Raw genomic sequence first — 14826 nt, forward strand, 5'->3', positions numbered from 1 at the left:
GATGAGTTCAACAGACGTTAACTATAGAGACAATAGTCAGCAATGGTTGTTCTGAATCAGACGAAGTAGGACAATTGCCGGCTTCTCGTCATCATCAGCGATCTTGAATGGCCTTCCTCGCACTCGGTATTAACCACAAGACTGCTTCAGTAGACGTCCGCGAGCGCGTGGCATTTACTCCAGAGCAGTTGGTTGAAGCCTTGCAGCAACTCTGCCGCCTCACCGACAGTCGCGAAGCTGCGATCCTCTCGACCTGCAATCGCAGCGAGCTTTATCTTGAGCAGGACACGTTGGGCGCCGACGTTGTCTTGAAATGGCTGGCCGATTATCACGATCTGAGCCTTGAAGAGCTGCGTGCGTGTGCATATGTCCACGAAGATGATGCGGCCGTTCGTCACATGATGCGCGTGGCCTCCGGGCTCGATTCGCTGGTGTTGGGCGAACCGCAAATTCTCGGTCAGATGAAATCTGCCTATGCTGTCGCGCGTGAGGCGGGCACCGTCGGGCCGCTGCTGGGGCGTCTGTTTCAGGCCACGTTCAACTCAGCCAAACAGGTGCGCACTGACACGGCGATTGGTGAAAACCCAGTATCGGTGGCGTTTGCCGCCGTGAGCCTGGCCAAGCAGATCTTCAGTGACCTGCAACGCAGCCAAGCGTTGTTGATCGGGGCAGGGGAAACCATCACCTTGGTGGCTCGTCATCTTCATGATCTGGGGGTAAAGCGCATCGTGGTGGCTAACCGCACATTAGAGCGTGCCAGCAGTTTGGCCGAGCAGTTCGGTGCACACGCCGTGTTGTTGTCAGATATTCCTCAAGAATTGGTGCACAGCGATATCGTGATCAGCTCCACTGCGAGTCAATTGCCAATTTTGGGCAAAGGGGCGGTAGAAAGCGCCTTGAAACTGCGCAAGCACAAGCCCATTTTCATGGTTGATATTGCAGTTCCTCGCGATATCGAACCCGAAGTCGGCGAGTTGGACGACGTTTACCTCTATACCGTCGATGACTTGCACGAAGTGGTGGCTGAAAACCTTAAGAGTCGCCAAGGCGCTGCCCAAGCCGCCGAAGAGTTGGTCAGCGTGGGTGCTGAAGACTTTATGGTGCGTTTGCGTGAATTGGCAGCCGTTGATGTACTCAAAGCCTATCGCCAACAAGGCGAGCGTTTACGTGATGAAGAGTTGCAAAAAGCGTTGCGGATGATGGCCAATGGCGTCGACGCGCAAGACGTGCTGGCCCAACTGGCGCGTGGTTTAACCAATAAATTGCTTCACGCCCCCAGTGTGCAGCTTAAAAAGCTTTCCGCCGAAGGCCGCCTCGATGCGCTGGCCATGGCCCAAGAACTTTTTGCCCTCGGTGAGGGCTCATCGGATAGCTCTGCGGATAAAAAACTGTAATGAAAGCGTCACTGCTGAATAAGCTGGACATCCTCCAGGATCGTTTTGAAGAACTGACCGCCTTGCTTGGCGATGGCGAGATCATTTCTGATCAAACTAAATTCCGCGCTTACTCCAAGGAGTACTCGGAGGTTGAGCCCATTGTCGCCACCTACGCGCAGTGGAATAAAGTGCAGGTCGATCTCGAAGGCGCGCAAGCGCTGCTCAAAGACAACGACCCAGACATGCGCGAAATGGCAGTTGAAGAGGTGCGTGAGGCCAAAGAACGGCTGATTGAGCTGGAAAAAGACCTGCAACGCATGCTTCTGCCTAAAGACCCAAATGACGGGCGCAACGTCTTTCTCGAGATTCGCGCAGGCACTGGCGGCGATGAGGCGGCTATTTTTGCGGGCGACCTGTTTCGTATGTACTCGCGCTATGCCGAGCGGCGTGGCTGGAGGGTCGAGATTTTGTCCGAAAACATCGGTGAGCATGGCGGCTATAAAGAAGTTATTGCCCGCGTCGAAGGCGAGAACGTGTACGGCAAGCTGAAATTTGAGTCGGGCGCACATCGTGTGCAGCGTGTACCGGCAACAGAGTCTCAGGGCCGCATCCATACCTCCGCTTGCACCGTTGCCGTATTGCCTGAGCCGGACGAGCAAGAAACCATCGAGATCAACCCGGCCGATTTACGCGTCGATACCTATCGCTCTTCGGGGGCGGGTGGGCAGCACGTTAACAAAACCGACTCCGCCATTCGTATCACTCACTTGCCGACAGGTATTGTGGTCGAGTGCCAAGAAGAGCGGTCGCAGCATAAAAACCGAGCGCGGGCGATGTCATGGCTTTCAGCTAAATTGAATGACCAGCAAACCACCGCCGCCGCCAATGCCATTGCCAGCGAACGCAAGCTGCTGGTGGGCTCTGGGGATCGTTCCGAGCGCATTCGCACTTACAACTTTGCACAAGGCCGAGTCACCGACCACCGTGTCAACTTGACCTTGTACTCACTGGATGACGTATTGGCGGGCGGTGTCGATGCCGTTATTGAGCCGTTGTTAGCAGAATTTCAGGCTGACCAACTGACAGCCTTGGGTGAGTAAATGACCATTATTGCCAGCTTGTTACGTGCAGCCCACTTGCCTGACTCGCCGACGGCCCGCCTTGATGCTGAGTTGTTGCTAGCGGCGTCGCTGGATAAACCGCGCAGTTATCTGCACACCTGGCCCGAGAAAATTGTCAGCAGCGAAGCCGCGTCGACGTTTGCCGAGTTCCTCGCACGTCGTCGTGGGGGTGAGCCTGTCGCTTACATATTAGGCCAGCAAGGATTTTGGAAACTGGATTTGGAAGTTGCGCCGCATACGCTGATCCCACGCCCGGACACCGAACTACTGGTCGAAACGGCACTGGCGTTGCTGCCCAATACCCCAGCCAAGGTTTTGGATCTAGGCACGGGCAGCGGGGCGATTGCTCTGGCATTGGCCAGCGAGCGTGCTAATTGGCAGGTCACGGCTGTAGATCGCATCCCCGAAGCGGTGGCACTTGCAGCGCGTAACCGTGAGCGTTTACAGCTAGAGAACGTCAGCGTTTTATGCAGCCATTGGTTCAGTGCCTTGGCCGGTCAGCGTTTTGACTTGATCATCAGCAACCCGCCTTATATCGCAGTTGGCGACGTGCACCTGGCTGAAGGCGACGTACGCTTTGAGCCAGAAAGTGCCTTGGTTGCGGGCGCTGATGGGTTGGATGATATTCGCGACATCATTGCCCAAGCGCCCCAACATTTGAATGCCGCGGGCTGGTTGATGCTTGAACACGGCTATGACCAAGCCGCCGCGGTGCGCGAGTTGCTGCAAAGCGCAGGCTTTGAGCAGGTCGAAAGCCGTAAAGACTTAGGCGCTCACGAGCGTATTACCTTGGGTCGCCTACTGTGCTGAGCGATCAGGAGCTGTTGCGTTATAGCCGACAGATCCTGTTGCAACAGGTTGATATTGAAGGTCAGCTCACCCTGAAAAACAGCCGCGCACTGATTATCGGCCTCGGTGGTCTGGGCTCGCCGGTGGCGCTCTACCTTGCGGCGGCGGGCGTTGGTGAGTTGCACGTGGCGGACTTCGACAGCGTCGATGTGACCAACCTGCAACGTCAGATCATTCATGACACCGCCACTGTTGGTGAAAGCAAAGTCGACTCCGCCCTGCACCGACTCCGCTTGCTCAACCCGGATATAAAACTGGTCGGTTATCGCGCGGCGCTGGATGCCGACTCGCTGGCCGAGGCGGTGTCGGCGGTGGATGTCGTGCTCGACTGCTGTGACAACTTTGCCACCCGTGAAGCCGTCAACCGTGCGTGTGTCATGGCCCGCAAGCCGTTGGTCAGTGGTGCGGCTATTCGCCTTGAAGGACAGTTGTCGGTGTTTGACTCCCGCCAGCCCGCCAGCCCGTGTTACCACTGTTTATACGGGCACGGCAGCGAAGATGAACTCACCTGCAGTGAGGCCGGAGTCATCGGCCCGCTGGTTGGGCTGGTCGGCAGCTTGCAAGCGCTTGAGGCGCTTAAGCTCTTGGTGGGCTTTGGTGAACCCTTGGTCGGTCGCCTGTTGTTAGTCGATGCGCTTAGCACGCGTTTTCGCGAGTTGCGGGTCAAACGTGACCCGGCGTGCAGCGTGTGTGGTACTGGCAATGAGTGAAGCACCTATTGGTGTGTTTGATTCGGGCGTCGGCGGCTTGTCGGTTTTACGCGAGATTAACCAGTTATTGCCCAACGAATCACTGCTCTATGTAGGCGACTGTGGGCACATTCCCTATGGCGAAAAAAGCCCCGAGTTCATCCGCGAGCGCTGTGCCGTTATTGCTGAGTTTTTCCAGCGCGAAGGGGCCAAGGCGTTAGTGCTGGCGTGTAATACCGCGACCGTGGCCGGTGTTGCAGATTTACGTCAACGCTACCCGGACTGGCCCATGGTTGGCATGGAACCGGCGGTTAAACCGGCTGCCGCAGCCACGCGCAGTGGTGTGGTCGGTGTACTCGCCACCACCGGCACCTTGCAAAGTGCCAAGTTCGCCGCATTGCTCGACCGTTTTGCCAGTTCGATCAAGGTCATCACCCAGCCGTGCCCCGGCCTGGTTGAGTTGATTGAAACCGGCGATTTGCACAGTGAAACCTTGCGTACATTGCTACGCGGCTACGTCGAGCCGCTGTTGGCCGCTGGCTGCGACACCATTATTTTGGGTTGCACGCATTACCCTTTCCTCAAGCCTTTGCTCAGCCAAATGCTCCCGCCTTCGATCATTTTGATCGACACCGGTGCCGCCGTGGCCCGTCAACTCCAGCGTTTATTAGATGAACGCGACCTGTTGGCGGCAGGGCCAGCCAGCAACACTCAGTTGTGGACCAGCGCGTCTCCTGATTCTCTTAGAAAAATCCTACATGTGTTGTGGAATAAATCTGGTCTTGTGCGAAGCTTCGATCGGTAAGAAAGCGTCAGAGCCGATTCGGTTGGTTGAACTTTCTGAAGGCCCGGAGATTCATACTCATCAGCTTGATGAGGCGCATAAAAATTAAGATCCATATACAAAAATAGGATTTTCATATGAGACGTGTGATTGGCTTGGTGGCGCTAGCATCGGCTGCTTTGGGATACAGCTTTACCGCGCAAGCGGCTGGGATCGAATTTGGTGTGGGGCACACCAGCGACTCAACGATGACCTATCGTTTGGGCTTGAATTCAAACTGGGACAAAAGCTGGCTGCAAAGTGATGTCGGTCGTTTGACCGGTTACTGGAGCGGGGCTTACACCTACTGGGAAGGTGACAAGTCCTCTGCCAACAACAGCCTGTCGTTCTCGCCTGTTTTGGTCTACGAGTTTGCCGCAGAAACGGTTAAACCTTACGTCGAAGTCGGGATCGGGGTGGCGCTGTTTGGCCATACCGAGGTTGAAAGCAATAAATTAGGCACCGCCTTCCAGTTTGAAGACCGCATAGGTTTTGGTCTGCGTTTTGCGGGGGGGCATGAAGTTGGGATCCGCGCGATTCACTATTCCAATGCCGGGCTGTCGACCACCAACGACGGTGTCGAGAGTTACGCATTGCACTACAGCATGCCGCTGTAAACACGCTAAGTAGGAGCTGCCGCAGGCTGCGATCTTTTGTTTTTAAAGATCAACAGATCGCAGCCTGCGGCAGCTCCTACGGGGTTGTCGGGTTAACCCTAGGCAATAGGTGTCGATCAGCGATATGCGGTTGTAATACCTTGGCGTTCATTCAGGCATTCAACGTCTCCCATCTCGAACTCTCGGCAAATCAGCGGACGTCGTTCATAGATAGTGCACATCATGGTGTTGCGATCCAGTGCCGCACACCAGCCATCATCCAGCCTTAGCATGACCTCACCGCCCCACTCATCGTTGTCGATGAAGCGCTCGGGCACGCCGGTATCGGTGATCAGCATCACTTCAAGTTGGCAGCAGCAGGCCGCACATGTCGAGCAACTAACGGCCGGTTCGGTAATTTCAGTCAGGGGGATGTTGGTCATAGGCGCGCAGTGTAAGGCAGAGCCGCGACTCGGTCTAACCCCGCACACTTACCGCTCGAGGGTTACGCTCATGATGAAGTCTCGTCGGGTCTGCGCGAAAGACGCTTGGTCAGCGCCATGTGCAGGCGTTTAGGCAGGTTAGCCAAAACATTAAGTACTTTTAAAAACCGTGTTGGGAACACGATTTCCCGTGGCCGCTTTTGCAACTGCTGGCAAATATAGGAGGCGGCTTTGGAGGCGGGCCAGTGGACTTGCGCCGAATGCTCATTGTGAGTCGCTGGCGAAGTATCAATGAAGCCGGGGCTAACTAATGTGACATCAATCTTTTCGGCGGCCAGATCGACTCGCAGCGATGCGAGCAAGTAACGCAGCCCGGATTTTGCCGCACCAAACGCTTGCGCTCGGGATTGCGGGGCTGCCGTGATGGCGCTAACAACGCCTACCAAGTGCGGTGTTCGTCCGGCGCGTAGTAAGGGCAAGGCGCTTTCAATGCAATAGCTGTTGGCCAGCAAGTTAGTGCACACCGAGCGCTCGATCACGCGGGCGTCAAATTGACGGACGTCGACATATTCACAGGTCCCGGCACTCAGGATGACGGTATCCAACGCCCCCCACGTTTGAGCGATCGTCATGCCTATTTCACGCACTTGCGCATGATCGGTCAGGTCGCCGGGCACTAATAAAACCTGGCCGGGGTAGCGTTCATACAACCTCACCAACGGCGCTAGCGTACGAGCGGTCAATGCGAGATGGGCACCGTTTTGCAGCAGCTCTTTTGCCATGTGCGCGCCAATACCGCTGCTTGCGCCGGTTAACCAAATACGCCGACCTTCAATCACGCACCACCTCAAGAATGTCTCGTGAAGGCAGGTTTTTGAAGGCACTCAGCGCGCGCTCACGGCTTTTCTTCAGATCAACAATCGGGGCTGGGTAATCGGCAACACCAAACAAACCGCCAGCCGACGTAGGGTTATGGACTTCCTTTTTGTTCAGTGCGGCGAGTTCCGGGAGCCAGTGTTTGATGAAAAGCCCTTCGGGATCGAAGCGCTCAGATTGGCTTAGCGGGTTGAAAATTCTGAAATACGGCACCGAATCCGTACCGGTTGACGCGCTCCACTGCCAGCCACCGTTGTTGGCAGCAAGGTCGCCATCAATCAAATGGCGCATAAAAAAGCGCTCGCCTTCGCGCCAGTCGATGAGCAGATTTTTGGTCAAGAACATCGCCACCACCATCCGCAGACGGTTGTGCATCCAACCGGTGGCCAGCAGTTGTTTAATGGCCGCGTCGATAATGGGCACCCCGCTACGGCCTTCTTGCCAAGCCGCTAATTCAGAGGGGGCGTCGCGCCAAGGCAAATACTCGGTTTCTGGTTTAAATGCACGGTGGCGACACACACGGGGGAAACCCACCAAAATATGTTTATAAAATTCGCGCCAAATAAGCTCGCTGATCCACGTGAACACGCCGGGGCTGCCGCTTTCAAACTCGCCCCTGTTGCTATTCAGCGCCGCATGCAGGCACTGACGGGGCGAGAGAACGCCCGCCGCCAGATAAGCCGAAATTTGGCTGGTCCCTGGCTTGGCAGGTAAGTCGCGTTCGTCCTGATAGTAATGAATTTGTTCGCTGGCAAAGCGCGTTAAGCGCTCTTGGGCATGGTCTTCACCGGCTGGCCAAAGGTCACGCAGTGTCTGGGAAGGTGTCTCAAAACCGGGAATGGCATCAGGTAGGCTGTCACCACTTATCGACAAGGCTGCTTGCGCTGTGGGCGCGGCAACTATTTTCGGTAAGGCCATGTGCAGTCGGTTGTAGCAGATTTTGCGGAACTGGCTGAACACCTTAAAGTACGAGCCGGACTGAGTCAGGATGCTCCCAGGTGCAAACAATAACTGGTCCAGATAGCTGTGAAACCCAATGCCTTTGGCCTTAAGGGCGTCGGCCACTGCGTGATCGCGGCGGGTTTCGTGAATGCCGTATTCATCGTTGACGTGAACATCATTAATGCCCAGTTGCTGGCATAACTCCAGCAGCACCGCGGGCGCTTCAGCCCAAGTGGGAGCGGTGCGAATAAGCAGCGGGATGTTCAACTGCGACAGGTCGTCGCTTAAGGTGCGCAAATTACGCAGCCAAAAGTCGACTTTGCACGGTGCGTCGTCGTGCGCCAACCATTGCTCGGGGCTGATGAGATACACCGCCACCGTTGGCCCGCGCTCTGCGGCAGCACTCAGAGCAGTATTGTCGTGTTGACGCAAATCGCTACGTAGCCACAAGAGTTGCATGTCAGTTCCTTGGAGCACTAAAAGAGGCAAAGTTGACTTAGGCGTTGATGAGCTTCAACCGGGTTTTTAGCCAAAGACAACTCCGCGGTTTCAGCGCTGGACACGGCTAAATCGTCGCTGTGGATGCTCACGGTATGACCGGCAATCAGCACCGGGCAGGTGATTGCAGTTAAGAGCTTTGGCAATTGCTGCAAGTTCAACGATTTGCTGGAATACAACACAACGGCACGCGCGTTAAGGCGCTCCACAGCAACCGCCAGCTCGCTACTGGGCACCTGAGCGTCAAACACTTCAACCGGGCAATGACTGCTGCTGACCATCAGCGCGGTGAGCCATAGGTGCGGCTCGAATGGGCGGTCAGATTGGTTGATCAGTAGGACTGGAGGGCCGCTGAGTGAGCGATTGTTGTGGTAAATGCGGGCGCCCAATTTGCTGCGTAGCCAAGACTCAAAGAACACCTGCTCCAGTTGTGCGCCGAATTGGCCGTGCCAATGATGCTCAAGTTCGCTGAGTAGCGGCATCAACAGGTGTTCGCACAGTGGCTGTGCGGGGTAGAGCGACATGACTTGATTGAAGTTGTCATCGAGTCGGCGCTCCGACAGCTCTGTGATCGCCTGCCTCATGGCCAAGCGCCAAGTTTGCCAGTCGTTATCAACAGTGTGGTGCTGAGCGGGTGCTGCATCTAACAGCGGTTTGATTTGACTGACCGAAACCCCACGGTTGAGCCATGTCAGAATGCGTCGGACGCGAACCACATGTTCGGCAGAGAACAAGCGGTGCCCTTTAGCGGTGCGAAACGGCACGATCAAGCCATAACGACGCTCCCAAGCGCGCAAGGTCGCAGCGTTAACCCCGGTTACCCGCGCCACTTCACGGATCGGTATCCAACCTTCTGCCAAGGCTTTGCTGTAGTCCATATCGGGTGTTTTGGACATCATCAGGTCATCATTCATCGTCAAATCGCGTTTCGCAGACTGAGGTTTTCAGGGTGAGGTTGCAGGTAAACCTGTCGTGCGATGTAAGGGTCCGGGTGTAAGCGGAAGTGATGTTTGAGCAGGGTCAGTGGTACCACGAGCGGCACGATGCCCTTGAGGTATTGACCAATCAATTGCTGCACTTCCTGCTTGTCTTCATGGCTAAGGGACCGCTTGAGGTAGCCGCACAGGTGTTGCAACACATTGGTGTGGGTACGGCGTGTGGCGCATTTCTTCAGCGCTTTCATCAACTCGCTAAAGTAGTGCGGGGCGATATCCCGAGGGTCTTGTTTGCCAAGGTTGCCCAGCAGGTTGCCCAGTGCTTTGTATTGCTCTGGGTTATTAGCCATCAGTTGGTATTTGTAACGGGCGTGATACTCGGTCAACGAGCGCCGAGTGATCCCTTGCTTAAGCAGCGTCTGCCAGGCGCTGTAGGCATACACCCGGGTCAGGAAGTTTTCGCGCAGCACCGGATCATTGAGACGACCGTCTTCTTCTACAGGGAGATCAGGGTGTGCAGCACAAAACGCTTGGGCATAAATGCCACGACCGCTCAGCTCGGCAGGTCGACCGCCCTCCTGATAAACCTTGACCCGCTCAAGCCCGCACGAAGGGGACTTTTGCATAAAGATGTAGCCGCAAATATCGGCATGGGCGGCGGCCATTTCCACGCCGTACTCGTGCAATGGGCGGGTGACGTTCAGCTCCCTGTCGACACTGCCGACGGCTTGGGGCTGTGCAGGGTCGCCCACCAACCGTATTGCCTGACGAGGAATCCCCAAGCCAATGGCAACTTCGGGGCAAAGCGCAACATAGTCAAAGTGTTCACTCAACGTTTGGCTGCAGAGCCGCGATTCTTTGTGCCCACCGTTAAAACGAACCTCTGCACCGAGCAAACAGGCACTGACGGCAATTTTAGGTTTGTGATGGCAAGAAGCGTTGCTAGCCATGAGATGAACCCCCAAAAAATACTTGTACATCTTTGGCTTGATGTACAACTAGGGTTCATCATAATCCTGAGCTTGTACAAGTCAAATATCTTGTACAAGTATTTGCGGAGAGGGGAGTTATCCGAGGGTGCAGCGGTTGCCGAGCTTGCACCGCTCGTCAACGACTACGGTGAGCGCTTAATCCTCTACAACCAGCCGAGTTTCCACTCATCGGCTGCTTGTAAGCGTTGCCAAGCCAGGCGTTGATTGCGATGTGTGAGCACCGCCTGAAGCTCAACTTCAAGCACCGTGCCTTCTTCGTCGCAAAATAATTGAGTGACTAAGAAGTGCTTTTCGCGATTTTGAGGTTGTGCTGCCGTCCATTTAGACAGCAGCAGTTTGCGTGGGTTAATTCGATTCAAGACAGATGCTCAATCAGTCGGCGGGCGGCCTCTTGGCCGCTTAACCACGCGCCTTCGACCCGGCCTGACAGGCACCAGTCACCGCAGGCATACAGGCCCAGATCGGCATCGGCTAAGGCACCAAACTCGTGGGCTGAAGAAGGGCGGGCATAGAGCCAGCGATGAGCCAAGGTGAAGACTGGCGCTGGCATGGTGCAGTGGATCAGCTCGGCAAAGGCGCCGTGCAAGTGTTCGATCACAGCCTCTTTGGGCAGGTCGATGTGTTCTTTGCTCCAAGCACTGGTGGCGTGCAACACCCAAGTATCGGGCGTGTCATCGCGCCCAGGTTTGCTGCGGTTGCGGGCCAACCAGTCCAGCGGGCTGCCTTGTACAAAGCAACCTTGCATCGGCGTATCCAGCGCTGTATCGAACGCCAAGGCGACGGCCCACGTGGGGTCCATTTTTACCCCGGCCGCAGCGCTGGCGAGTTTAGGGGTGGTGGCCAGTAGCGCAGTGGCTTGGGGGGCAGGCGTGGCCACGATCACATGGCTGAAAGGGCCGTAGGTAGATTCGTCAGCATCTTGTAAGAGCCAGTGCTTTTCTCCGCGGATCAGATCGGTAATCCGGCACGAAAAGTTCACCGGCAAATCCCCCAGCAGTCCGCGTGTAATCGCACTCATGCGGGGCTGGCCGACCCAACGGATTTGCTCGTCAGGCGAGGGCGTGAGCTGGCCGTTCTTGTGGTTATACAGATGAGGTGACCATTCTGCCGCCCAGCCATTGGCTTGCCACTGCTGGACTTCATCGACAAAACGACGATCGCGAGCCGTAAAGTATTGCGCACCCAGATCCAGCGCACCGGCATCGCTACGCTTACTCGACATGCGGCCGCCGCTGCCTCGGCTCTTTTCAAAAAGATGAACCGCGCAGTCGGCATTGTGCAGTGCGTTTGCGGCTGAAAGACCGGCAATACCGGCACCGATGATCGCAATGGATGCAGTCATATAAGTCTCATTCCCCTGTTTGCACAGACTTGGTTTCTATAATACCTGTACAAATTTATTTTTTGGTATAGGTTTTAGTGCGCCCGCTGAGTCAGACTGGCCTATTCTTGTAAAGCTAAGGCTCATTAATGGGCTTCCTTTAAAAATAGACCAGCGCTCTGCATAAAACTCCTCGCGAGGTTCAACTCATGCACATTTTGCTGACCGGCGGTACAGGCTTAATAGGTCGCCAACTGTGTCGTCACTGGTTGGCGCAAGGTCATCGTTTAAGCGTATGGAGCCGCCATCCTGAGCGTGTGCCAGCACTGTGCGGTGCACAGGTTAAAGGCATCGCACACCTTGTTGAGTTGAGCCACGAGTCGGTAGACGTGGTGGTCAATTTGGCCGGAGCGCCGATTGCCAGTGCTCGCTGGACACGTAAACGCAAAGCACAGCTGTGGAGCAGCCGCATTACGCTGACCGAAACTCTTTTGGTGTGGCTCGAAAGCCTCGAACAAAAGCCTTCGGTTCTGATCTCAGGTTCGGCGGTGGGCTGGTATGGCGACGGTGGTGAGCGAGAGTTAACCGAAGATTCACCGCCCGTTACCGAAGATTTCGCCTCGCATTTGTGTATCGCTTGGGAAGAAACCGCTCAGCGGGCTCAGGCTTTAGGCATCCGAGTGGTCCACGTGCGCACGGGGTTAGTGTTGTCTAGCGAGGGTGGTTTTTTGCAGCGTCTGCTGTTGCCTTTCAAATTAGCGCTGGGCGGCCCGGTGGGTAGCGGTCGGCAATGGATGCCGTGGATTCACATCAAAGACCAAATTGCTCTAATCGACTTTCTTATGCATGAGAAGACCGCCTCCGGTCCTTATAATGCCTGCGCGCCGCACCCGGTGCGCAATGCTGAATTCGCTAAAAACCTAGGTCGCGTGTTGCATCGGCCGGCGTTCATGCCGGTCCCTGCGTTTGTTCTGCGCTTAGGCCTGGGCGAAATGGCAGAGTTATTGTTGGGTGGTCAGCGGGCAATGCCAGCCCGGTTACAGGCTGCCGGTTTTACGTTTAAGTTCACTGATTTGCGTGCGGCCCTAGACGATCTGTCCGCCCGCCTCTGAAATAGGATGTTGCATGACCGACCACGCGTTGTTGCTGGTTAACCTGGGTTCGCCGGCGTCTACTTCGGTAGCGGATGTGCGCAGCTACTTGAACCAGTTTTTGATGGACCCTTACGTCATCGACTTACCGTGGCCCTTGCGTCGACTGTTAGTGTCATTGATTTTGATCAAGCGTCCCGAGCAGTCGGCACATGCTTATGCCTCGATCTGGTGGGAGGAGGGCTCACCGCTGGTGGTGCTGAGTCGTCGCTTGCAGCAAGCCATGACTCAGGAATGGACCCGAGGCCCGGTGGTGCTGGCCATGCGCTATGGCGAACCGTCGATTGAAACCGTGCTCACCCGCTTGGCTCAGCAAGGTATCAAACAGGTCACGCTGGCGCCGCTCTATCCACAGTTCGCTGACAGCACGGTCACCACGGTGATTGAAGAGGCCAAGCGGGTGGTCAAGGCCAATAAACTGTCGATGCAGTTCTCGATTGTGCAGCCCTTTTACGATCAGCCTGAGTACCTTGAGGCATTGGTGGCGAGTGCTCGACCGCACCTTGAGCAAGACTACGATCACCTGCTACTGAGTTTTCACGGTTTACCAGAGCGGCATTTGCACAAGCTGGACCCGACAGGCAATCACTGCTTCAAAAACGAAGACTGCTGCCAGAAGGCATCGCCTGCGGTGCTGGCTACTTGCTATCGAGCGCAGTGTTTGCGAACCGCCCAAGCCTTTGCCGAGCGCATGGGGTTACCTGAGGGCAAGTGGTCGGTTGCCTTCCAGTCACGGCTGGGCCGGGCCAAGTGGATCGAACCCTACACAGAAGCGCGTTTGGATGCGTTGGCCAAGGAGGGTGTGAAGAAAATTTTGGTGATGTGCCCGGCGTTTGTGGCCGATTGCATCGAGACGCTAGAAGAGATTGGTGATCGCGGACGCGAGCAGTTTATTGAGGCGGGAGGCGAGGAGTTAGTGTTGGTGCCGTGTCTTAATGACAACCCGCAATGGGCGGCAGCGTTGAAAAAGCTGTGTGAAAGAGCGCCGTTGACCTTGTAATAGCTGACCCCTAACCTGTAGGAGATTCCCTGTCGTCCATACGCTGCGCTGTCGCGCAGCAAACGGGCTAAGTCTGCAGTCGCTGACGAGGCACAAAGGCTGCGATCAACTGCTGGCAGTCATTGGGTGCATCTCTATTTTTGTAGGAGCTGGCGCAGCCTGCGCCAGCTCCTACGGGGGAGAGGATCCGGCCGATTTAAATAATCGGTTCATCACCCTTCTTTTTCTTCCAGCTGTCGTTGCCCGGCAGGATCAGGTTCAGCGCTATGGCTACGATGGCGCACAACGCGATGCCTTTAAGACCGAAGTCTTCAGGGCCCATCCCTGTGCCGATCAGCACGCCGCCAATCCCGAAGACTAAGGTCACCGAGACAATCACGAGATTACGCGCTTCGCTCAGGTCAACCTGATGGCGGATTAGGGTGTTCATTCCGACCGCCGCAATCGAACCGAATAACAGACACAAAATTCCGCCCATCACCGGTACTGGAATGCTTTGCAGCAGTGCGCCGAACTTACCGACAAAGGCCAGACTGATGGCGAAGATCGCTGCCCAAGTCATGATTTTCGGGTTGTAGTTTTTGGTCAGCATCACGGCGCCAGTCACTTCGGCGTAGGTGGTGTTCGGTGGGCCGCCCAGCAGGCCAGCCGCGGTGGTCGCAATGCCGTCACCGACCAAGGTGCGATGCAGCCCTGGCTTTTTCAGGTAGTCACGGCCGGTTACGCTCCCCACAGCGATCACGCCGCCAATGTGCTCAATGGCCGGGGCTAAGGCCACAGGAACGATAAACAAAATCGCTTGCCAGTTGAACTCAGGAGCGGTGAAGTGCGGCAGTGCGAACCAAGGTGCTGCAGCGATTTTGGCCGTATCGACTACGTCGAAATAAAACGCCATCGCAAAACCGACCAAGACGCCGGCAATGATCGGCACCAAACGGAAAATGCCCTTGCCGAACACCGCCACAATCAAGGTCGTCAGCAAGGCTGGCATCGAGATCATCATGGCGGTTTGATAATGGATCAGCTCATCGCCATTTTCAGCGCGGCCCATGGCCATGTGTGCAGCAATCGGCGCCATCGCCAGCCCAATGGAAATAATCACCGGGCCAATTACCACGGGTGGCAATAAACGATCAATAAAACCGGTGCCCTTGAGCTTTACCGCGAAACCGAGAAAGGTATACACAAAACCGGCCGCCATCACGCCGCCCCTG

Annotated in this window: 16 protein-coding genes; 8 read left to right on the plus strand and 8 right to left on the minus strand. The window is 55.9% G+C overall.

What is annotated here, in order from left to right; genetic code table 11:
• Nucleotides 1-107 precede the first annotated feature (107 nt).
• The 6 genes from hemA (at nucleotide 108) to AQS70_RS17295 (ending at nucleotide 5475) form a co-directional block, all read left to right on the plus strand.
• Entirely contained in the window at nucleotides 108-1394 is a 1287-nt protein-coding gene (gene hemA, locus AQS70_RS17270; protein WP_055103970.1) for a glutamyl-tRNA reductase, read from the plus strand.
• Nucleotides 1394-2476: a peptide chain release factor 1 gene (prfA, locus tag AQS70_RS17275; protein WP_055103971.1), complete on the plus strand. Its 1083-nt coding sequence runs from the start codon at nucleotides 1394-1396 to the stop codon at nucleotides 2474-2476. Before hemA ends, prfA begins: the two co-directional genes overlap by 1 nt.
• The gene (prmC, locus tag AQS70_RS17280; protein ID WP_055103972.1) at nucleotides 2477-3307 is read left to right on the plus strand and encodes a peptide chain release factor N(5)-glutamine methyltransferase; all 831 of its coding nucleotides are present in this window, start codon (nucleotides 2477-2479) and stop codon (nucleotides 3305-3307) included.
• Entirely contained in the window at nucleotides 3301-4056 is a 756-nt protein-coding gene (locus tag AQS70_RS17285) for a molybdopterin-synthase adenylyltransferase MoeB (protein WP_055103973.1), read from the plus strand. Before prmC ends, AQS70_RS17285 begins: the two co-directional genes overlap by 7 nt.
• The gene (gene murI / locus AQS70_RS17290; protein WP_055103974.1) at nucleotides 4049-4840 is read left to right on the plus strand and encodes a glutamate racemase; all 792 of its coding nucleotides are present in this window, start codon (nucleotides 4049-4051) and stop codon (nucleotides 4838-4840) included. Before AQS70_RS17285 ends, murI begins: the two co-directional genes overlap by 8 nt.
• Before the next feature lie 116 nt (nucleotides 4841-4956).
• Nucleotides 4957-5475 carry an acyloxyacyl hydrolase gene (locus AQS70_RS17295; protein ID WP_055103975.1) on the plus strand — a complete coding sequence of 173 codons (519 nt, stop codon included), beginning with the start codon at nucleotides 4957-4959 and terminating at the stop codon, nucleotides 5473-5475.
• A 116-nt stretch (nucleotides 5476-5591) separates the two neighbouring features.
• Here the strand turns inward: AQS70_RS17295 and AQS70_RS17300 are convergent, their stop codons facing one another.
• The 7 genes from AQS70_RS17300 to AQS70_RS17330 form a co-directional block, all read right to left on the minus strand.
• Nucleotides 5592-5897 (minus strand): YkgJ family cysteine cluster protein, encoded by a 306-nt coding sequence (locus tag AQS70_RS17300; protein WP_055103976.1) that lies wholly within the window; start codon nucleotides 5895-5897, stop codon nucleotides 5592-5594.
• 68 nt (nucleotides 5898-5965) lie between these two features.
• Nucleotides 5966-6736: an SDR family NAD(P)-dependent oxidoreductase gene (locus AQS70_RS17305; protein WP_055103977.1), complete on the minus strand. Its 771-nt coding sequence runs from the start codon at nucleotides 6734-6736 to the stop codon at nucleotides 5966-5968.
• Entirely contained in the window at nucleotides 6729-8174 is a 1446-nt protein-coding gene (gene phrB / locus AQS70_RS17310; protein ID WP_055103978.1) for a deoxyribodipyrimidine photo-lyase, read from the minus strand. The genes AQS70_RS17305 and phrB overlap by 8 nt, the downstream gene beginning before the upstream one ends.
• A gap of 17 nt (nucleotides 8175-8191) precedes the next feature.
• A complete protein-coding gene (locus AQS70_RS17315) occupies nucleotides 8192-9127 on the minus strand; it encodes a MerR family transcriptional regulator (protein ID WP_055103979.1) in 936 nt (311 codons plus the stop codon).
• A gap of 2 nt (nucleotides 9128-9129) precedes the next feature.
• Nucleotides 9130-10098, minus strand: coding sequence for a YbgA family protein (locus AQS70_RS17320; RefSeq protein WP_055103986.1), 969 nt, complete (start codon nucleotides 10096-10098; stop codon nucleotides 9130-9132).
• Between the two features lie 185 nt (nucleotides 10099-10283).
• The gene (locus AQS70_RS17325; RefSeq protein WP_055103980.1) at nucleotides 10284-10499 is read right to left on the minus strand and encodes a TIGR02450 family Trp-rich protein; all 216 of its coding nucleotides are present in this window, start codon (nucleotides 10497-10499) and stop codon (nucleotides 10284-10286) included.
• The gene (locus AQS70_RS17330; protein WP_055103981.1) at nucleotides 10496-11482 is read right to left on the minus strand and encodes an NAD(P)/FAD-dependent oxidoreductase; all 987 of its coding nucleotides are present in this window, start codon (nucleotides 11480-11482) and stop codon (nucleotides 10496-10498) included. Before AQS70_RS17330 ends, AQS70_RS17325 begins: the two co-directional genes overlap by 4 nt.
• Nucleotides 11483-11670: 188 nt before the next feature.
• On the opposite strand from AQS70_RS17330, the gene AQS70_RS17335 reads away from it, so the two are divergent.
• Both AQS70_RS17335 and hemH read left to right on the plus strand, forming a co-directional pair.
• Entirely contained in the window at nucleotides 11671-12573 is a 903-nt protein-coding gene (locus AQS70_RS17335; RefSeq protein ID WP_055103982.1) for a TIGR01777 family oxidoreductase, read from the plus strand.
• Nucleotides 12574-12586: 13 nt separating this feature from the next.
• On the plus strand, nucleotides 12587-13612 hold the full coding sequence (hemH, locus tag AQS70_RS17340) for a ferrochelatase (RefSeq protein WP_055103983.1): 1026 nt from the start codon (nucleotides 12587-12589) through the stop codon (nucleotides 13610-13612).
• Between the two features lie 196 nt (nucleotides 13613-13808).
• Here hemH and AQS70_RS17345 read toward each other — a convergent pair.
• Nucleotides 13809-14826 (minus strand): uracil-xanthine permease family protein (locus AQS70_RS17345; protein WP_055103987.1); only part of this gene is annotated, 1018 nt, incomplete at its 5' end.

The sequence above is a fragment of the Pseudomonas endophytica genome, assembly GCF_001411475.1.
In the GTDB taxonomy this organism is placed as follows: Bacteria; Pseudomonadota; Gammaproteobacteria; order Pseudomonadales; family Pseudomonadaceae; genus Aquipseudomonas; species Aquipseudomonas endophytica.